Annotated in this window: 15 protein-coding genes; 3 read left to right on the forward strand and 12 right to left on the reverse strand. The window is 71.1% G+C overall.

Annotated elements, in window-relative coordinates:
• The first annotated feature begins 9 nt into the window (after positions 1-9).
• A complete protein-coding gene (gene bluB, locus MAA44156_RS21370) occupies positions 10-669 on the forward strand; it encodes a 5,6-dimethylbenzimidazole synthase (RefSeq protein WP_003879193.1) in 660 nt (219 codons plus the stop codon).
• A gap of 69 nt (positions 670-738) precedes the next feature.
• Positions 739-2,169, forward strand: a complete 1,431-nt coding sequence (locus tag MAA44156_RS21375) for a sulfatase family protein (RefSeq protein ID WP_003879192.1) — start codon at positions 739-741, stop codon at positions 2,167-2,169.
• Positions 2,170-2,326: 157 nt separating this feature from the next.
• Here the strand turns inward: MAA44156_RS21375 and MAA44156_RS21380 are convergent, their stop codons facing one another.
• A complete protein-coding gene (locus MAA44156_RS21380) occupies positions 2,327-3,109 on the reverse strand; it encodes a trans-aconitate 2-methyltransferase (protein ID WP_009979545.1) in 783 nt (260 codons plus the stop codon).
• A 169-nt stretch (positions 3,110-3,278) separates the two neighbouring features.
• Between MAA44156_RS21380 and MAA44156_RS21385 the strand changes: the two genes are divergently transcribed.
• A complete protein-coding gene (locus MAA44156_RS21385; RefSeq protein WP_009979546.1) occupies positions 3,279-4,478 on the forward strand; it encodes an alpha/beta hydrolase family protein in 1,200 nt (399 codons plus the stop codon).
• Here MAA44156_RS21385 and eccE read toward each other — a convergent pair.
• The 11 genes from eccE to eccA3 form a co-directional block, all read right to left on the reverse strand.
• Positions 4,468-5,460, reverse strand: coding sequence for a type VII secretion protein EccE (gene eccE / locus MAA44156_RS21390; RefSeq protein WP_156649253.1), 993 nt, complete (start codon positions 5,458-5,460; stop codon positions 4,468-4,470). The genes MAA44156_RS21385 and eccE overlap by 11 nt on opposite strands.
• Entirely contained in the window at positions 5,457-6,863 is a 1,407-nt protein-coding gene (gene mycP3 / locus MAA44156_RS21395) for a type VII secretion system ESX-3 serine protease mycosin MycP3 (protein WP_065370873.1), read from the reverse strand. The genes eccE and mycP3 overlap by 4 nt, the downstream gene beginning before the upstream one ends.
• Entirely contained in the window at positions 6,860-8,284 is a 1,425-nt protein-coding gene (eccD, locus tag MAA44156_RS21400) for a type VII secretion integral membrane protein EccD (protein ID WP_009979550.1), read from the reverse strand. The genes mycP3 and eccD overlap by 4 nt, the downstream gene beginning before the upstream one ends.
• Before the next feature lie 79 nt (positions 8,285-8,363).
• A complete protein-coding gene (locus MAA44156_RS21405; protein ID WP_009979552.1) occupies positions 8,364-9,245 on the reverse strand; it encodes an ESX secretion-associated protein EspG in 882 nt (293 codons plus the stop codon).
• 20 nt (positions 9,246-9,265) lie between these two features.
• Entirely contained in the window at positions 9,266-9,556 is a 291-nt protein-coding gene (locus MAA44156_RS21410) for a WXG100 family type VII secretion target (protein ID WP_003879185.1), read from the reverse strand.
• 40 nt (positions 9,557-9,596) lie between these two features.
• Entirely contained in the window at positions 9,597-9,890 is a 294-nt protein-coding gene (locus MAA44156_RS21415; protein WP_003873939.1) for a WXG100 family type VII secretion target, read from the reverse strand.
• 63 nt (positions 9,891-9,953) lie between these two features.
• A complete protein-coding gene (locus tag MAA44156_RS21420; RefSeq protein ID WP_065370874.1) occupies positions 9,954-11,435 on the reverse strand; it encodes a PPE family protein in 1,482 nt (493 codons plus the stop codon).
• Positions 11,436-11,438: 3 nt separating this feature from the next.
• Positions 11,439-11,747, reverse strand: a complete 309-nt coding sequence (locus tag MAA44156_RS21425) for a PE family protein (RefSeq protein ID WP_011726300.1) — start codon at positions 11,745-11,747, stop codon at positions 11,439-11,441.
• Positions 11,748-11,749: 2 nt separating this feature from the next.
• Positions 11,750-15,715, reverse strand: a complete 3,966-nt coding sequence (locus tag MAA44156_RS21430; RefSeq protein ID WP_009979563.1) for a type VII secretion protein EccC — start codon at positions 15,713-15,715, stop codon at positions 11,750-11,752.
• On the reverse strand, positions 15,712-17,346 hold the full coding sequence (gene eccB, locus MAA44156_RS21435) for a type VII secretion protein EccB (protein ID WP_009979566.1): 1,635 nt from the start codon (positions 17,344-17,346) through the stop codon (positions 15,712-15,714). Before eccB ends, MAA44156_RS21430 begins: the two co-directional genes overlap by 4 nt.
• A complete protein-coding gene (eccA3, locus tag MAA44156_RS21440; protein ID WP_009979567.1) occupies positions 17,343-19,196 on the reverse strand; it encodes a type VII secretion system ESX-3 AAA family ATPase EccA3 in 1,854 nt (617 codons plus the stop codon). The genes eccB and eccA3 overlap by 4 nt, the downstream gene beginning before the upstream one ends.
• Positions 19,197-19,413: the final 217 nt, after the last annotated feature.

Below are 19,413 nucleotides of genomic sequence, written 5' to 3' on the forward strand. Positions count from 1 at the left end.
GATGGCTGCGTGACCGGTCCGGCTTTCAGTCCGCAGGAGCGACGGGCGGTCTATCGCGTCATCTCCGAACGGCGCGACATGCGCCGCTTCGTTGCGGGCGCGGTGGTGGACGAGCAGGTGCTGGCGCGGCTGCTGGCCGCCGCGCACGCCGCGCCCAGCGTGGGGCTGATGCAGCCGTGGCGCTTCATCCGGATCACCGACGCTGCGCTGCGCCGGCGCATTCACGCCCTCGTCGAGCAGGAACGGCCGCGCACCGCCGCCGCCCTGGGCGAGCGGGCGCAGGAGTTCCTGGCGCTCAAGGTGGAGGGCATCCTGGAGTGCGCCGAGCTTCTCGTGGTGGCCCTGGGCGACGACCGCGACAAGCACGTCTTCGGCCGGCGGACGTTGCCGCAGATGGACCTGGCGTCGGTGTCGTGCGCCATCCAGAATCTGTGGCTGGCGGCCCGGGCCGAAGGCCTGGGCATGGGCTGGGTGTCGCTGTTCGAGCCGCGGCCGCTGGCGGAGCTGCTCGGGTTGCCGGACGGCGCCGAACCGGTGGCCATCCTGTGCCTGGGACCGGTGCCCGAATTCCCCGATCGCCCGGCGCTGGAGCTGGACGGCTGGGCCACGCCGCGGCCGCTGGCGGAGTTCGTCTGCGAAAACCGGTGGGCGCAACCGCAGCTGCCCTGACCGGTCGGCGCGGCGGGAGTCGTCGCGGCATGTTGCGGTATCGTCGCCGGTCGCAAGGCAATGTGAGAGGTGACGCAATTGACGCCGGGCGACGCTGGCGACCGCAACGACGCGGGCCGCAAGGACAACGTGCTGATCGTGCACTGGCACGACCTGGGGCGCTACCTGGGCGCCTACGGCCACCGGGACGTGTCCAGCCCGCGCCTGGACCGCCTTGCCGCCGAGGGCATCCTGTTCACCCGGGCGCACGCCACCGCGCCGCTGTGCTCGCCGTCGCGGGGATCGCTGTTCACCGGCCGCTATCCGCAGACCAACGGACTGATCGGGCTGGCCCACCACGGCTGGGAATACCGCAGCGGGATTCGCACCCTGCCCCAGATACTGTCCGAAGCGGGTTGGTACTCGGCGCTTTTCGGCATGCAACACGAGACCTCCTACCCGAAGCGGTTGGGGTTCGACGAGTTCGACGTGTCGAACTCCTACTGCGACTACGTGGCGCAGCGGGCCGACGAGTGGCTGCGGCAGAGCGCTGAAGGTGTTGTGGGGCAACCGTTTCTGCTGACCGCCGGCTTCTTCGAGACGCACCGGCCATATCCGGAGGACCGGTACCCGCCGGCGGACAGCGCCGAGGTGCAACCGCCCGACTACCTCCCGGACACCCCGGAGGTGCGCGGCGACCTGGCCGCCTTCTACGGGGCCATCAGCACGGCCGACGCCGCGGTGGGCCGGCTGCTGGACACGCTGGCCGACACCGGTTTGGACGCCAGCACCTGGGTGGTGTTCTTCACCGATCACGGGCCGGCGTTCCCGCGGGCGAAATCCACGCTGTACGACGCCGGCACCGGCATCGGCATGATCGTCCGGCCGCCCACCGGCCGGGGACTGCCGCCCCGGGTGTACGACGAGTTGTTCAGCGCGGTCGATCTGGTGCCAACCCTGTTGGGGCTGTTGGGAATCAGCGTGCCGCCCGATGTCGACGGCGTGTCGCACGCGTCCGCGCTGCTGCGGCCGGATCCGGATGCTGCGCCGGTGCGCGAGCACGTGTACACGATGAAGACCTACCACGACTCGTTCGATCCGATTCGCGCGATTCGCACCAAGGATTACAGCTACATCGAAAATTACGCGTCGCGGCCGCTGCTGGAACTGCCCTGGGACATCGAGGAGAGCCCGTCCGGGATGGCGGTGGCGCCGTTGGTCACCGCGCCGCGGCCCGAGCGTGAACTCTACGATCTGCGCGCCGACCCCACCGAAATCACCAACCTGCTGGCCGGAGATGACGCCGACGCCGACGAGGTCGCCGCCAATCTTGCTGTGCTGCTGCATGATTGGCGTCAGCGCACCGGGGACGTGATTCCCTCGGAGTTCGCCGGCACCCGCATCGCGGCGCGCTACACCGAAACGTATCTGCAGATTCACCACGGCGCCCGGCCGACCGCCCGCTCGGCCATCGCCGCCGACCGGGGCATCGAGGAGGAGGGCAACCCCGCGCAGCGGTAGTTGCGGTCATCGTGACGCGAAGTCGCCGCCCGGGCCGCGCCCAGTGTGGGGCCTACGCACGTGTCCCGTTCGTTTTTCGTACCTGCCCCACACGCTCGGCGCGCGGGGCCGGCGCGGTGCTCGGCGCGCGGGGCCGGCGCGGGGCGGCGCGCGGGAGCTAGGCGGCCGGGCGGCCGGAGCCGACCTCGGCGACGATGAAGACCCGCCGGAACGGGAAGATCGTCGTCCCGTCGGCGCGCGGCGGGTAGGCGTCGCGCAGCAGCGGGATCAGCTCCTCGCGGAACTGCTCCCAGGCGTCGTCGTCGAGCCGGTCGCGCACCGGGACCAGCGCGGTGCCGGTGATCCACTCCAGCACCGGATGCTCACCGGTCAGCTGGTGCAGATAGGTGGTCTCCCAGACGTCGACCTTGCAGCCCGCGTCCAGCAGCATGTTGGCGTAGTGGGTCGGCGGCTGAACCACCGCGCCTACCCGAAAAGGTATGTCGCGCAACAACTTCGCGTACGGCTCCCGGCGGGCCAGGGCGCGCACCGCGGCGTAGGACGGGGACTCGAAGTTGCCCGGCATCTGCACCCCGATCCACGACCCGGGCGCCAGCTGCCCGGCCCAGCGCAGCAGCAGGTCGGAGTGTTCGGGCACCCAGTGCAGGGCGGCGTTGCTGACCACCACGTCGGTGTCGGGTTTGGGTTTCCAGTTGCGCAGGTCGCCGGTGACGGCATCGATGCCGCGCTCCTTGGCGGCGGCGACCATCTCCGGGGAGCTGTCCATCGCCTCGATGACCGCGTCCGGCCAGCGCCGGCCCAGGTACTTGGTCAGGTGGCCGGGCCCGCACCCGAGATCGACGACGCGGCGCGCCCGCTCGGCGCCCACCCGCGACAGCAGATCGTAGAAGGGACGGGCTCGATGGTCGGCAAAGGCCAGGTAGACGTCCGGATCCCACATGTCGGTCCTCCTGATCAACGCGCCCTCGCTAGCCGGCCGATGCACACCGTAGTACCCCAATGGTGCGCCTCGACACCGCCCCTGCGTGGGCCCGAGATGACATCACGGCGAAGCGAAACGGGCCGAACGCTGTAGGAAGCGCGCGACGGCCGGGCTAGCATCGGCGTTCGTGGCGCCCGACTTGGATCCGTTCGACCCGCCCATCCCCGTTCCAGACGTTCCCGGCGCCGATGTACCGCCCGGCGCCGGCGGATTACCCCCCACTTCGGCGTTGTCGCCTCGTCAGCGAATGGTAGTCGAGGCCTCGGCCCTGGGCGATCTGGCCCTGCGCACCTGGGTGGCCTCGCTGCTGTCCACCACGGTGGCGCCGTTCGTGGTCGCCAACGCGCTGCGGCACGCCGACGCCGCCACCGAACGCGCCAATCTCGAGTTCTACGCCGAGCTGGGCGCGGCGGCCGACCCCGACCGGTCCTTTCCGCCGCCCACCGAACCGCCCCGGGTCACCTTCCGACGGGCCAGCCCGTTGGCCGAATGGGTGGCCCGCGGCACGGTGGACAACCTCGCGTTCGACAGCAGCTTCACCGCGGTCAACCCGGCCATGCGGGCGCGCTGGAGCGGGTGGGGCCGCAACAACGTGGTGCGCGCGCAGCATTGGCGCCACGACGACGGGCCGCGGCCCACGCTGTGCGTCATCCACGGTTTCCTGGGGTCGTCGTATCTGGCCAACGGGCGGTTCTTTTCGTTGCCCTGGTACTACCGGGCCGGCTACGACGTGTTGATGTACACCTTGCCTTTTCACGGCAAGCGGGCCGAAAGGTTCTCGCCCTTCAGCGGTTTCGGCTATTTCGCCGGTGGACTCAGCGGCTTCGCCGAGGCGATGGCCCAGGCCGTGCACGACTTTCGTTCGCTCATCGACTATCTGCGCCACACCGGTGTCGAGCGCATCGCGCTCACCGGCATCTCGCTGGGCGGCTACACCTCGGCGCTGGTGGCCTCGGTGGACGATCGGCTCGAGGCCGTCATCCCCAACTGTCCCGTCGTCACCCCGGCGACGCTGTTCGACGAATGGTTCCCGGCCAACAAGCTGGTCGGGCTGGGCCTGCGATCGTCCGACATCAGCCGCGCGCAGTTGGCTGCCGGGTTGGCCTACCACTGCCCGCTCACCTACCGGCCGGTGCTGGCCAAAGACCGGCGGATGATCATCACCGGCCTCGGTGACCGGATGGCCCCGCCCGAGCACGCCGTCAAGCTATGGCAGCACTGGGATCATTGTGCGCTGCACTGGTTTCCGGGCAGCCATGTGCTGCACATCAGCCAGCTGGACTACCTGCGCCGGATGACCGCGTTCCTGCAGCAGGTCATGTTCTAGCGGCGGCGACGGTGTCGGCGTCACCGGCCGGCGCTCCCTGGGTGGGCCAGTGCAGCCGGTCGAGCAGGTCCGCGGGCGCCGCGGTGTGCCCGTCCAGCCGCCCGGTCGACAACAGGTCCAGGGCGGTCAGCGCGGGCAGATGGTTGCCGCGTTGCGGGATCAGCCCGGCCAGCGGCGCCCCGCGGTCCGGGGCGGTGTCGGTCTGGAACGCGCATGCCACGGCGATCGTCGGCGCCGCCTTGTCCCCGGCGATCTCCAGCGCGGCGCAGCTTTCGCGCGCCGGGTACGAGCGGATCGCCTCCAACGTCTCCGGCAGCGACTCGTCCACCGGGATCTGGTATGCGGCAAGGTAATCCGACGGGCCGCGCTGCACCCCGCGCCATCTCTCGCGCGGGTTGGACGTCAACAGGCGGGGGATGTCGTCGGGCGGGACAACACCGGCCTCCCAGCCGGTCTCCCGCAGGTGGTCGGCCAGCCGGCGGGCGGCGACCTGCGCGGTCTCGGCCAGCGGGATGCGCGGCGAGCGCGCCTGCAGTGCGGCCAGGTTGTCCGGCGCCGACACGGTGAGCCCGATCCAGGTTTGGCGCCGGGACTCGTCGGAGGCGTTGTCGCGGCTGGTGATTCGGACCTTGTCCGCACGGATGCCGTAGCGGTCCAGGTAGCCGGCGATCAGCGGCAGCGGCAGCGCGTCGGAGCCGTCGGCGGGCGCACCGACGCGGATCAGGACGGTGGTGGCCGGGTCGGGACGCTGCGGGCGCACCGCATTGTGCCGCCCGATGATCGCCAGCCGGCGGCGCAGCAGGGTGGTGAAGTACAGCCCGCCCCACCATCCGAACAGCACGATCAGCACCGCGGCCGCGATGCCCAGCAGCCAGTAGTCGCGCGGCGAGTGCCACGGGTAGGCCATCGCCGCGGGCGCAACGGCCAACAGCGCCAACGTGATTCGCCCGCTTCCGGGCGTCGGTATCCGATGCTTGCTCACGCGCTGGGGTCCTTTCGTCGGCGTGCCGCGAGGGCGGTGACCGCGCCGGCCACCGCGACCAGCACGGCCAGGGCGGCGGTGCCGGCCACCGCCACGGTGCGGGGTGTGGCGTCGGGGGGCGCCGGCGCGGGCGGCACGGCGATCGGCTTGGCCGCCGGGCCCGGCTGATCGCCGGCGGGCAGTTGCCAGGTCAGCGCCGCCACCGGGTCCACGCTCCCCGCGCCCACCACGTTGGACGGGTCGCGGGCGCCGTTGTGCGCGGTTGCGGTGATCCGATGCACCACCGCGGTGGCGGACAGGTCGGGGTACTTGCTGCGCACCAGCGCGGCGACGCCCGCGACGTAACCGGCCGCGTAGCCGGTGCCGTTGAGGGCGGCCAGCTGCTGGTGTTCGTCGGGCAGTCCGTTGGTCAGGCCGGCGCCGTCGCCGTTGCCGATCGACACGATGCGTTCGCCGGGCGCCGCGACCCCCACCCACGGGCCGGCCACGGTGAACTTCGACGGTTGACCGTCCGGGGTCAGCGAGGCCACCGACAGCACGTAGGGCTGCCACCACGACGGGATGGACAGCGAGGTGACGCCGGCCCAATTGCGTGGATCGCTCGGGCGGCTCAGGTCGGTGAGCGGATTGGACTCACACGACGTTCCGCCGGCGAACGATCCGGTCGGCCCGCTGTCGCCGGCGGCGGCGACGATCACCGCGTCCTTGTCCACGGCCGCATAGCGCACGGCGGCGCCCAGGGCGGCCTGGTCGACGGGGCGGTCCACCGGCAGGCAGGTGGCCGAGCCGATGTCGATCACCCGGGCGCCCAGGTCGGCCGCGTGCACGATCGCGCGGGCGAGCGTGCCGACCTCGGCGGCCGCCCGCGCCAGCAGCGGATCGCCGCCCGGGGTGCGCGGCGAGAACTTGGCCGAGGTGGTCCTGATCGACACCACCCGCGCCGCGGGGGCCACGCCGGCGAACCCGTCGTCGGGCGACGGCTGGCCCGCGACGAGGCCGGCCAGCAGCGTCCCGTGCCCGTCGCAGTCGGTCAGGCCGTCGGTGGTCTCGACGAAATCGCCGCCCGGCTCGACGTTGGGTAGCCGCGGGCCGGGCCGCACCCCGGTGTCCAGCACCGCGACCAGCTGACCGTCACCGCGGGAAAACCGCCATGCCGCAGGAAGATTCAGCGCCGACTGGCTGGGTGTGACGGCGGCCGGCTCGCTGCCGGGGATCACCCCGGAGGTGGTACATGGTGCGCGCTGCTCCATTGGCTGCCCGGGGCCGGGCGCCCCGCTCGGTGGCGGGACCCCCGGATCGACCGTCGGCGGGCTGATCGCGAGGGCCGGCGGACTCGCCCACGTCGCGGTGGCGGGCAACAACGCCAACGCCGCCGCGAGGCAGGCCGATGCCGGCCGAATCATCGATCGAGCACCCAGCCGAACAGGCCGACCACGAACGCCATGACCGGGATCAGCGACGCATCGAGCCCGGTCGCGACGAAGCCGACCAACCGGCGCACCGGCAGCGAATAGCTTTCCGGCGCGGCGATACCCGGGTTCAGGGCCACCACGATCCACACCGCCACCAGCGCCAGCAGCACCAGCACCGCGCCGAGGGCGCCCGCATACCGGCCGGTCGCGGTGTAGAGCACCAGCAGCACACCGGCGGCCAGGTACGGCTGGGCGAGCAGCCACGCCTTGCACGCGGCCGAGTCCCACACCCGGGCGCGCAGCACCGACGTCGCCGCCGTCGCCCCCACCACGTACCAGCCTGCGGCACTGAGTGTTTCGGGCCGCAGCGCGATCGCCACCGAGCCCAGCACGCTGAGCAGCACCGCGGCGGCGATGAACCCGCTCTGGTGGGCGTCGCCGATCCGCACCCGCCGCGGCAGGTCCTCGAGCACCGGCAACGGCGGCGCCGACGGCGTGGGGTCGCCCGGCGCCGGAATGACCGGCAGCGGGAAGCGGGCCCACAGCGCGGACAGCGGCGCGGCTTCCACGGTGACCAGAAGCGCGGCCACGATCAGGCCGCAGCCGAGCGCGACGGGAGTGATGTGCCAGAGCAATTCGGCGCCCGCGGCCAGCAGCACCGCGGCGCCCAGCACCGCCGTCGCGGTGAAGAAGCCGGCGAGGCGTTCCCGCTCGGCGCTGGGCGCCATCAGGGCGATCAGCGACCAGGCGGTGACACCCGCCGCGGCCAGCATCACCTGCGCGGGACCGAACCGGCCCGGCACCGCCAGCGCCAGCGCCGCGCCGATGGGCACCAGCGCCGCGATCGAGAGCGCCATCCCGGTGCGCGGCGAGCGGGCGGTGGCCAGCAGGCCGACTATCGCGGTCAGTGCCGCCACCGCGCTGACCGCAACCAGCCCGCCCAGCGCCCCGGTGGCGACCCGGTAGCTGACCGACAGTCCGGTCGCCAGTAGGGCCACCGCGATCACCGCGGCCAGCGCGAAACGCTGGATATGCGTTGTGCCCCAAGGCCGTAGCCGCGAGGTGGAGAAGATCATGGCCGCGTCGGCGATGTCCTCCACGATGCCGGGCGCGGCCGGGCCGGCCGGCACCGGTTGCAGGGCCAGCAGGTCACCGTCGACGACGCCGACCGTGTCCAGGCTGGCGTCCAGGCTGAACGGCGCCCCGCCGATGGGCGCCAGGCTCAGTTGCACCGCCCCGCCGACCTCTGCGGCGCCCCGCGACGGGGCGCCGTCCTCCGAGTCGCCGTTGGCGGCGGCCGGAACCACCAAACGCTGTACGGCGGGCAGGATCTCGCGCAGCGGCAGCTCGGCGGGCAGGGCCATCTCCGTCAGCCTGCTGTCCGCCAGTATTGCCACCCGGACGATCGGCATGACGGTTCCGGATGTCACCGGACCCTCGCAGAATGTTGCGGCCGTTCCTGGAACATCGTGCTCTCTTCTCTATTTCTCTTCAGTGTTGGACAGAAAAATCTCGGGCCAGCCGGTGGCCGGCGAACCATCCGTCGTCCGGCAGCAGCGCGGTCAGGTGTTCGATCGCGACGGCGATCGCGAACGGGGTGCCCGGGCTGAACGTTGACACCCATTCGCCGTCGAACGCGCGGGACGGGCTGACCAGCACCCGCCCCTCGCGGGCGTCGACGATGCTCATCCCCACCTCGGTGGTGGAGTGCCGGCCGTCGCGGTGGCAGCCGGCGACGATCTCGACGTAGCTGCGCGGGCCGTTGAACACCGACTCCACCACCGGACGCGCCGACTGCGGAATACCAAGGTAGTCAAGGACTTCGGAAAGCGGAGCACCCGCACGCAGCCGCTCGTCGGCCCGGGCGCCGACCCGGGTGGGCATGCTGAACTCGTCGAAGGAGGCCGGTGCCCGCTGCGCGAGGCCCACGGTGAGCACCGGGACCAGCGCGCGCGGATCGTCGATGTCCATGGCGGTGAACGTGATCAGCTGCGCGCTGCGCAACGCGACCACCGTGATCGACCGGCCGCCCGCGCCGTCGCGCTGCGCGACGATGCCGCGCAGCAGCTCGCTGCCGCCGCCTTCACCGGTGCCCTTGGCGGGGCCGACGTAGCGCAGGTCCAGCCAGCGCTGCGGGAAGCACACCACCTTGATCCACTCGGCGACCGCGGGGTTGATCAGCCCGGCGTCGGACACCAGGCCCATCTCGCTCAGCTCCGCGCGCTGACGGTCGAGGAACGCGTTGCGTTCCGCCGCATCGCGGTACGGGCAGGTGATCGCCAACACCCAGGGAAAGCTTCCTGCCCCAGTGGTTTCCGCGATGAACCAGGCGTGATCGACCGTCAGCTCGACGGCGTTGGGTGCTGGGTCCATCAGGTCAGTTCAGCCACGAACTAGCCGCCCCATTTGGCGGCTTCGGCCTGGTCGCGCGCCAACATGGACATGGTGTTGGCCTCGTGGGTGCTGGCCATCGACTGGTAGGCGCGCACCAGGCTCTCCATGGCCTCGTTCCACTGCGCCTGCCACACCTGGTAGGTCATCCCGGTGTCACCCTGCCAGGCGTTGGACAGGGTGGCCTGCTCGCTGGCGATGTCGGCGCCCAGGCCCTGCATCGTGCCGGCATAGCCCGACATGTCGGCGGCGTGGCTCAGCATCGCCGGGTAGTTGTACATGATCTGTGACATCACAAGTCCTTTCGCTGTCGGCGTCTCGAAAACGGCTGGGTCAGAACGCGGTGTAGCCGGACGCGGCCGCGGCGTCGGCGGCCACGTAGGTACCGGCGGCGTCGCCGAGGTTGGCCTGGGCGATGTCCAGCAGGGTGTTGACCCGGGCGGCGACTTCCACGAAGCGGGCGTGCGCGGCCTGGAATGCCGCCGAGGACTCGCCCTGGTGGAACGCCTGGGCCGAGACCGCTTCCTGCTCGGCCTGGCTGATCGTGCTGCGCATCAGCGCCGCCTTGGCGCTGAACGCCGATTGTGCGGCTACCAACTGCGGAATGTGAGCGTCCAACATACTCATGGTGCTTCCTTTCTGTTGCGTCCGTTGGGGTTTCGGTGATTCACCTGCATCTGGCTGACTGCCTTACCCCCCTTTCCCCGGCTCGGTCGGATGAGCTCCGTTCTGTGTGTCCTGCTCCCAGGTGCCGGGCACCATGGGCATCCGTGGGCTGCCGCCGAAGTCGTCGTCGGCCAGCTTGGTCAGTCCGGCCGCTTGAAAGGCCTTGCGCCGCTGCTGGGTTCCGGCGAACCCGAGCGTCCCGGCGCCCTGCCCGGAGGCCACCGCCGCGGCCAGCTCCTCCTCGGCGCCGTAATCCGGGGGGACACCGAAACCGGAGTCCATGTCCAGGAATTCGTCGCTGTAGTCGTGCAGCGCGGCCCGCCGCCGGCGTCGCGCTCGCGCCTCGGCGCGGGCCGGCGCGGCCGCACCGGCCGCGGGGATGGTCGCCGCCGGGGCCTTGGCCCCGCCGCGCCCGCTCAGGGTGGGGCCCACTCCGGTGTCCGGGTCGCCGCCGAAGGCGACCAGATAGGCGAAGTTTCCCGCCGCGGCGGCCGGCGCGGGGGCGGCCGGCGCGCCGGAGCCGGCGGCGACCGTGCTGGCCGGGGCCCCGGCGGGGGTGGCGACGCTCGGGGCCAGCGCCACCGCCGCCGGCAACGTGGGCGGCTTGTTCGACGCCAGCACCGGGGTGATCGCGGCGGGGGCGGCGACGGGCGCGATCTCGGCGGGCGCGGCCAGCAGCGAGCTCAGGCCGATGCCCAGCAGCAGCGGCAGCAGGAACGGCGCGGTCAGGATCGCACCCCAGGTCGGCCAGCCCACCGCGTTGAAGAACACCTGGTAGGCGACGAAGAACAGCAGGGGTCCGTTGGCCGCCAGGAACGCCGGCAGATTCGCCCAGAAGTCCTGCAGCATCTTCTGGATGTTCTGGAAGAACTGAGACAGCTGCTGGATGAAGTTCTGCCACCAATCCCCGGAGCTGTTCTGGGCCGCGTTGGCCGCGAGGTTGTTGGCTTCCCCGCCGGATTTGACGATGGACGGCGCCGGGGCGGTGCGCGGTGCCGCGGCCAGCGCCGAGCCGGCGACGGCCTGATAGGTGCCCATCGTGGTGGCCGCCTGCACCCACATCCGGGCGTAGTCGGCTTCGTTCACGGCGATCGGAATGGTGTTGATGCCAAAGAAATTCGTCGCCAGCAGCACCCCGTGGATGGTGTGGTTGGCGGCCAGTTCGGCCAGCGTCGGCATGGCCGCCAGCGCGGTCGTGTAGGCCGTCGCGGCCACCTCCTGCTGCGCCGCGGCCCCCGCGCTGTCGGCGCTGGCCTGCTGCAGCCACGCCAGATACGGCAGGTGGGCCGCCGCGTACTGCTCGGCACTCTCCCCTTCCCAGGACCCGGCCTGCACCTCGCCCAGCAGTGCGCTGAGTTCGGCTGCCGCCGTGGCGTATTGGGCGCTGAGCGAGGCCCAGGCACCGGCGGCCGCCAGCAGCGGCCCCGGGCCCGGACCGGCGCTGAGCAACGCCGAATGCACCTCGGGCGGCGAAGCCATCCAGATCGGTCCGAACGGGGAGGTCATGTGTCAGGCGCCCGCGATCCCGAACGTCGCAGCGGCCGCCGTGTCGCCGGCGAGATAGCTCGCGCCGGCCTCGCCGACACCGACCCCGGCCCGGCCCAGCTCCTCCACGCCCTGGGCGGCCACGGCCGAGTGCTCCTGGCCCTGGGCGCTGAAACCCAGTGCGGTTTGCAGGGATACCGGGTCGGCCGCCGGCGGCACCACCGCCGTGATCGCCGGCGCCGCCGCCGCGTGCGCCGCCGCCAGCCGCGCCGTCAGCGCCTCCACCGCCGCACTGGTGGCGGCCAGGCCTTCGGGGACCACTCGCAGTGTCATCTCTACTCCTCCCGTTGCGCTTCACTTGCCATGACGGATTCCCCGGCCAGGGGGTTGACCAACTGCACGTATGTCGGAGCGTCGCTGTCGCCCAACAGGATTGCCCGTCCGGCGGGCAACCGGCCGAATCGCTGGCCGCGGATCTTGCCGCTGTCTTGCGGGTTGCCCGCCAGCATCAGCGTGGTCGCCTGCAGGTCGTTGAACCGGCGCAGCAGCGGGTTGGTCATCAGCGCGTGCCCCGAGCCGGTGGCGCGCGCGGTGACGATCACCCGCAACCCCAGATCGGCGGCCTGCGACAGCAATCCGATCAGCGGGGTCCACGGGCGCTGCCCGACGTAGGGCCCGCTCATCGCCGGTGAGTCCGGGATCTGGTCGACGTCGTCGATGATCAGGTAGTGGGTGTGGCCCGCGTACGTCCAGCGGGACAGCTCCTGCGGCGACAGGCCGGCCGGTGGCCGGCGCGATTCGATCAGGTTGGCCAGCCCCAGCATCGCCGGGATGATGCGGTCGATGTTGGCGGTGTATTCGTTGTCGGCGAACAGCGGTTCGTCGACCAGGTGCAGCCGCCGGTCCAGCACGGTGAAGGCCACCTGGTCGGGCGAGGAGTGTTCGCGCACGGTGCGAATGAGGTGGCGCAGCAACGTGGTCTTGCCCGTCTTGCTGTCGCCGAACACCATCAGCAGCGGGTTGTCGGCGAAGTTGAGCACCACCGGCGCCAGGTCCTCCTCGCGCTGCCCGATCACCACCTGCTCCGGCCCGCGGTACAGCGCCCCGACGGCGTGCGGGGCCAGGTTGGTGGGCAGCAGCCGCACCGGCGGCGCGGCCATGCCCGGGTAGCGGTCGTTGATCGCGGCGATCTGGTCGAGTTCCGGGGCGGCGAACAGGAAATGCTCTGCGGCCATGGTCAATCCGCGACCGGGCTGGTCGTGCGGCACCGCCTCGGCGGGGCGGCGCAGGGCGCCGACCACCCGGACGTTGCTGTCCCGCGGGTCGTGCAACTTCAGTTCCAGCCGCAACCCGAGGCCGTCCCGCATGGCCAGCGGCACCTCCAGCCAGCTCGGGGTGGTGATCACGACGTGGATGCCGTACGCCAGGCCGATGTTGACCAGCTCACTGACCTTGGCCAGCAACGGGTTTCGCGTGTTGAACTGGTCGGTGTTGTCGCGGCCGAACGCGTACAGGTTGTCGATGACCAGGAACACCTCGCCGAACCCGTCGTCGGGCACCCCACCGCGGGAGTCCCGGAACGCCTCGCGGCGCTGCCGCGACAACAGCAGCTGCTCGAGCTCGCCGAAGGTGCGCCGGATGCGTTCGGGTTCCAGCGCCGAGGCCACGCTGCCAACGTGCGCCAGATCTTCGAGCGCACGCAGTTTCCCGCCGCCGTAGTCCAGGCAGTAGAAGGTGACCTCGCGCGGCGAGTGCAGGCTGGCCGCGGACAGGATGAAGGTCTGCAGCGCGGTCGACTTCCCCGACTTGGGGCCACCGTGGATGACCATGTTTCCGGCCGCGGACGCGGCGTCGAAGATCAGCGGGTCGCGGCGCATGTCGAAGGGCTTGTCGATCTCGCCGAGCGGCCACTGCCACTGCCGCGGCGGCACGCCGGCGCGGGCCAGCATGGCGCTCAACGGGATCGGCTCGTCCAGCGGCGGCAGCCACAGCTGCGGCGCGCGCGGACCGTAGCGGGCCAGCTGCTCGCCGATGGTGGCGATCAGCTTGCGCGGCGGCCCGGCCAGTTCGTCTTCCTCGGGCGCACTGATCACGGTGTCCTGATCGGGTTCGACCCGCCCGGCGGTGAACAGCTTGGGCTCTGGGATAGACGGCACCACAAAGGATTTGGCCTTCTGCGGCGGCTCGTAGATGCCGTCGACGTAGGTGCTGCGGAACTTGATCGGGGTGGCGCCGGGGGCGGGCACCAAAAAGCCCACGCCCTTGTGCTCCTTGCCGGATTCGATGTGGTAGGCGTCCTCCACGCCGATGATCTGCCGAGACACGCTGGGACTGGCCACCTTCAGCCCGATGCGGTAGGAGGTGTTCTTGTCGATGTCCTTGATCTTGCCGACGTCCAGGGTCTGCGACGCGAACAGGATGTGGATGCGGAACGAGCGGCCCTTGCGCGCGACGTAGTCGAACAGCTCCGCGTACTCGGGGTGGTCGGCCAGCATCAGGGTGAATTCGTCGGCCACCACGAACAGCGTGGGGATCGGCGGCAGGTCGTGTCCCGCAGCGATGGCGGCCTCGTACTCGACCACCGAGTTGAACGCGCTGCCCTGCACCCGGCGGCCGGCTTCGCGCAGCAGGTTCTCCCGCCGGGCCACCTCGCCGCGCAGCGTGTCGGCGAACCGGTCGGCCAGCGACTTCTTCTCGGCCATGTTGGAGATGACGGCGACCACCTGCGGGAAGTTGCGGAAGCTGTCTGCGCCGGCCTCGCCCTTGAAGTCGGCGTAGATGACGATCAGCCGGTCGGCCGAGTGAGTTGTCAACAGCGACAACAGGATCGACATCAGGGTCTGCGACTTGCCCGAACCGGTCATGCCGATCATCAGCCCGTGCGGGCCCATGCCGCCCTCGGCTTCGTCCTTGAGGTCGAAGATCAGCGGCTCACCGGTGGCGGTGACACCGATCGGGACGCGCAACTCGTCCTCGCGGCGGCGCGGCGCCCACAGCGTGGGCACATCCAGCTGGGAGGCATCCGGGATGCCCAGCAGGGTGGTGAAGGTGGCGCCGCGGGTGGCCGCCGAGCGCAGCCCGGTGTGCGTCGGGTTGGAGTCCCAGCGCGACAGCTGGCGCGCCAGGTGGGCGGCCTCGTCGGTGCCCAGCTGGTCGGCGTGGTCGATGTAGGGCTGCCAGCCGCCGGTCTGCCAGCGTTGGATGGCGCCCTGCGCCACGCGCAGGATCGGCTTCTCCGGATCCGAATACTGTTCGCGGTGCGGCGCTGTCGCGCTGCGGTGCACCACGGTGACACCGGCCCGGCCGACCGCCAGCGCCGAGGCGCTCAGGTCGTAGTCCGGGTCGTCGACGACGATCAGCAGGTGCCGCAGCGCGTCGGCCGCCTCGCCGGTGAAGGCCGGCCGGTCCAGCAGCGCCGGGCCCAGCTTCGCGACCAGTTCGTCGACGTTGCCGGCCATGAAACGGGCCGGCCCCACCCCGTCGAGCTCACCGGGAATGTCGATGTGCGGCAACCACTTCAGCCAGGACCAGTCCGGGCCTTCCAGATCGGGTGTCACCAGGGCGATCCCGAGCACCGTCGGGTCGTGCCAGGTGACCGCCTGAGCGATCCAGGCCCGTATCGCGGCGCGCGCCTCGTCTTGCGAACCCAGCACCGTGATCCGGGAGACCTTGGCCAGATCGATTCCGGTCGGCACGTCGCGCACCGTGCGATGGGTGTCGAGCAGGCTGCGTAATGCGCTGTGCGACACCGGTTCCAGATCGATCTCGTCGGCGATGTCGTTGACCCGCAGCGTGGTGGCCAGCGGCACGTGGTGGCGGCCGGCGCGCAGCACCAGGAAGTCCGGGTCGTGCGGGTCGCGCTCCCACTGGCGGCGCGATCCGGGCACCGTGGCCAGTGCGCTGGGCTCGGGATGCGACCACTGCGCGGCGGCGCGCTGGGCGGCGGCCTGGGTGCGGATGTTGTCCCGGACCACCGACAGGTAACGCAGGTAATCGGCGCGTTCGGCGTCGACCTCCTCGGTGCGCGTCTTGTTGTCGTTGCCGCGGTACATCGCGGTCGCGGCCAGCAACAGCACGAACGGGAAGAACAGCGTCTGCGGCGAGATCAGCCGCATCCCGGTGGCGAACAGCGCGACGATCATGCCGACGATCAGGATGACCAGCACGTAGGGCATCGCCCGGCGCAGGAACGACGGCGGGATCACCCGGGGCAGCTCGGGCGGCGGCTCGATGACGATGGTGCCCTTGCGGGCGACCGGGGGCGCCAGCCGCCGGCGCGCTTCGAAGATCAGTCGGCTCATCGGGGGGCTCCCTCGGCTTGCGGTGCGGCGGCAGCCACGCGGCCGGGCGCCTGGTCGGGCGGCAGCCCGTCGTGTGCCAGCAGCGCGTCGGCGCGCGACAACGTCGGACCCTTGGCGAACAACGACAGCACCGACCACGGGATGGGCAGCGGCGAGCCGCTAAGGCCAAGGGCCTCAACCGTTTTGCCGTGCCCGGCGGCCGAGTGCTCGGCCTCGTTGTCGATGCCGTAGCGGACCCCGGTGTCCGACACCCAGAACAGCGATCCGGCACCCGGCGAGCCCGCGCCGCCGCCGGCGGTCTGGGTGAAGTAGCCGGTGCCCGGCGGCAACGCGACCCGGGTGGCCACCGGCCCGTTCTGCGGGGAGCCGCCGCCCACCAGGTCGACGGGGCGGATCGATTCGGCGATCGGCAGCGCCGAGCCGGACAACAGGTTCAGCGAGCTGGTGGCCGCACCGGCGGGCTTGGTCCAATATGCGCATGTCACAGGCGATTTGGCGGTGTCCACCAGGCTGACGTGTTGGTCCGGGTAGCGCGCGGTGTCCAGCATCCGCGACACCGGCAGCTTGGCCACCGCGTCGGCGCCCAGCCGCGGCGGTTGGTCCAGCCCATAGGAATTGGTGTTGCGCAGGATCGCCGCCAGCACCGGTGAGATCTGCTGCAGGCCGTCGGGCAGCACCGCGTAGTAGCGCGGCGCCCCCGAGGAGCTTTGATCCAGGGTGTAGGAGACCACCACGGCCCCGATCGGGGCCGGCACCGCGAACGGCGCCGGGGCGCCGGCGTTCGGGATGCCCGGCGCGGACAACGACGGCGCCTCGGGTATCGCGTTGAACAGACCGAGCGCGATGGGCCGGGGCGCGGGCAGCTCGGAGTTGTTCTCGGTCAGGCCGAGCGCGTTGGTGACGGCGTGGTCGGCCAGGTTGATCTGCGAGCGCCGGCCGTTCCACAGCAGCCAGGTGCCGCCGTCCCGCTCGGCCAGGATCGCCTGCTGCGACGGCAGCGCGGCGGCGCGAGCGCCGCTGCTGTCCGGCCGGCCCGCGATCACGGTGACACCGGTGCTGTGCGCGCCGTGCCCGCCCGGGGCGGGCTCGCTGACCGAGTCGCACACCGTCCAGTTCGCGTCGGTGGACGGGTTTTGCACCATCCGCTCCGGGGCGCCGGGGATGCCGAGCAGGTTGCCGCGCGGAAACCGATCCAGCTCAGCGCTTTTCACGGTGGTGGGGTTGACCGCCTTGCCCACGATCAGCCGGGCGGAGGTCAGGTTGAGCACCGGGTGCAGGTCGTCGCCGACCCGGACGTACAGCGCGGCCGTGGACCGGTCGGCCAGCACGGCGTTGGTCCCGGCGGTGCCGTTGGGCCGGATCAGCGAGAACACGAAGCAGCCGGCCAGCCCGGTGACCAGCAGGACCGCGCCCATCGCAACGGCGCGCGACTGGGTGCGCAGCGGGTCGACCAGCATCCGGGTGTCGTGCAGGGCGATACCGGAGGCGATGCGGCGCATCACGAACCGCCAGCCGCTGACCTGGTGCCGGGTGACGAAGCCGCGCCGGTACTGCACCTGGTCGGGGTTGTCGTTGACCGGGGTGCGCGAGGTGAACGAACGCCGGTCGTCGGGCTCGTTGTTGGCGGTCATGCCGGCACCGACAGGCCAAGGCCGCGCAGCAGCGGCTCAACCGACCGTGCGACGTCGTCGTCGGTGATCGTCATCAGCTCCTCGTCAGTGAATTCGCCGGTTCCGGCGTGCTCGGAATGGTCGAGCCGGAACTCCCGTTCCTCTTCGGCGCGCTCGACGATGTTCCGGACGAATCGGCCGTTACCGGCGATGTCCAGGTTGCGGCGCGAGATCCCGTTGGCGTCCGGGGTCGATTCGCGGGCCAGCTTGGTGAACAACTCCTCCATGTGGTCCAGCGCGGCCTGTTCGAAGACGCTGTCGCGTTGTTCGGCCATCTTGGTGGCGATCTCGACCAGCTCCGACGGCGCGTAGGACGGGAAGTCGATGTTGCGGGTGAACCGGGAACGCAAGCCCTCGTTGGTGTCCAGGAACTTGTCCAGGTCGGCCCGGTATCCGGCGATGATGACCACCAGGCGGTCGCGGTCGTTCTCCATCCTGGCCAGCAGGGTGTCGATGGCGACCAGCCCGAAGTCGTTCTTGGCGCCGGTGGCGACCAGCGCGTAGGCCTCGTCGAGGAACAGCACCCCGTCCAGCGCGCTGTCGATGATGGCGTTGGTCTTGGCCTCGGTCTCGCCGATGTGCTGGCCGATCAGGTCGGCGCGGTGCACCTCGCGGATGTTCTCCCGCTTCAAAAGCCCCAGGCCGCAATAGATCTTGGCCACCACGCGGGCGATGGTGGTCTTACCGGTTCCGGGCGGCCCGGCGAACACCAGGTGGTGGGCCCGCTGCGCGACCGCGAGCCCGCGCTGCTTGCGGACCAGTTCCATGGCGACCGAGCTCTTCAGCCGGGACACCTGGTTCTTGACCTCGTCGAGTCCGATGAATTCGGCGAGCTGGCGTTCGGCCTCGGCCAGCAGCACCGCCTTGCGCTCGTGCGCGGCCGGGTCGACGAAGTCCTCGGCGCTGGGCTCGGTGGCGGGGTCCCACGGGTCGGTGCGGGCCTCGATGCGGGCCGCGGTGGTGGTCACGATGCCGAAACTGGTGTCCGATAACGCCTGTTCGACCTGTTCGTTCTCCGGGTGCGCGGCGTAGAGGTCCTGCAGCACCTCGCTGGCCGATTCCTCGTCCACGTGCGCGCGCAGCACCAGCGCCTTGGCCAGGGCGCCGTCGACGGCCGCCACGGCGACCGGACCGTCGGGCTCCTCCAGGTAGGACAGCGCCGGGGCGAACATGCCGAGGCGGGCCAGCGCGGTGCCCAGGGCGATCTTGGCGGCGTGCGCGTAGGCGTCGTCGAGGTCGGTGTCGTTGACGATCGGGGTGAGCAGCTTGACGACGTCCGACCAGCGCTCGGCCCGGTAGTTGATCACGACCGACACCCAGCGGGCTTCCCGCCAGCCGGGTCGGGCGGCGGTCAGCGCGGCGACGATCCGGTCGGCGTCGGCGAAGCGCCCGGCGGTTGCCAGCGCCCCCGCGTAGGCGAGCTGGAAGTCGTCGGTCGTGGTGGCGCGGAACTGCAGATACAGCCCGGTGTCGTAGCGGAAGCCCAGCGCGCCGGGCGCCAGGTCCACCTGGCGCTGCAGCACGCCCGCGGTGGCAGCGGTACGGGCCACCGCCTCCAGCACGCGCAGCGACACGTCGCCGGCGGCCGCCAGCCCGGTCCACGCGTCGCACTGGTCGTGGGCGATGCGGGTCAGCGCGGCGAAGCCGGAGCGGGCGGCGGCCAGGTCGGCCGGGCGCTGCCGTTGGTAGACGACGATGCCCAGCGCGCGGCAGCAGGTGGCGAACCGGCTGACCACGTCGCCGTCGACGCGTGCGTCGACCCGGGAATTGACCGGCTGAGCTGTGAGCATGCCGGTGTCACCGCGTTCCACGGCCGCGCCTTCTCATGTATGTAGCCTCCCCTAACCTAACCGCCTGAAGTTAGCATTGCATAAGCTAACTGTCGAGGCGTTCGAGCCTGGTCGGCTCACCACTCCGCTGCCCTTCTTCTACCGCTGATGAGGACGTTTCGCCTAGGGATTTGCCGCATTTTCGGCATACTCACAGCCGCACCCTCGGCAGCCTCACAGCAAGACCTCACCTTACTGA

Origin of the sequence: Mycobacterium avium subsp. avium, assembly GCF_009741445.1 — a bacterium.
Lineage (GTDB): Bacteria > Actinomycetota > Actinomycetes > Mycobacteriales > Mycobacteriaceae > Mycobacterium > Mycobacterium avium.

Bases quoted from the DNA above. Each gene is read 5' to 3' on its own strand.
- MAA44156_RS21420 (WP_065370874.1), bottom strand. From the start codon at position 11,435: ATGACCTCCCCGTTCGGACCGATCTGGATGGCTTCGCCGCCCGAGGTG.
- eccD (WP_009979550.1), bottom strand. From the start codon at position 8,284: ATGCCGATCGTCCGGGTGGCAATACTGGCGGACAGCAGGCTGACGGAG.
- MAA44156_RS21415 (WP_003873939.1), bottom strand. From the start codon at position 9,890: ATGAGTATGTTGGACGCTCACATTCCGCAGTTGGTAGCCGCACAATCG.
- MAA44156_RS21380 (WP_009979545.1), bottom strand. From the start codon at position 3,109: ATGTGGGATCCGGACGTCTACCTGGCCTTTGCCGACCATCGAGCCCGT.
- MAA44156_RS21430 (WP_009979563.1), bottom strand. From the start codon at position 15,715: ATGAGCCGACTGATCTTCGAAGCGCGCCGGCGGCTGGCGCCCCCGGTC.
- MAA44156_RS21425 (WP_011726300.1), bottom strand. From the start codon at position 11,747: ATGACACTGCGAGTGGTCCCCGAAGGCCTGGCCGCCACCAGTGCGGCG.
- MAA44156_RS21410 (WP_003879185.1), bottom strand. From the start codon at position 9,556: ATGTCACAGATCATGTACAACTACCCGGCGATGCTGAGCCACGCCGCC.
- mycP3 (WP_065370873.1), bottom strand. From the start codon at position 6,863: ATGATTCGGCCGGCATCGGCCTGCCTCGCGGCGGCGTTGGCGTTGTTG.
- MAA44156_RS21405 (WP_009979552.1), bottom strand. From the start codon at position 9,245: ATGGACCCAGCACCCAACGCCGTCGAGCTGACGGTCGATCACGCCTGG.
- eccB (WP_009979566.1), bottom strand. From the start codon at position 17,346: ATGACCGCCAACAACGAGCCCGACGACCGGCGTTCGTTCACCTCGCGC.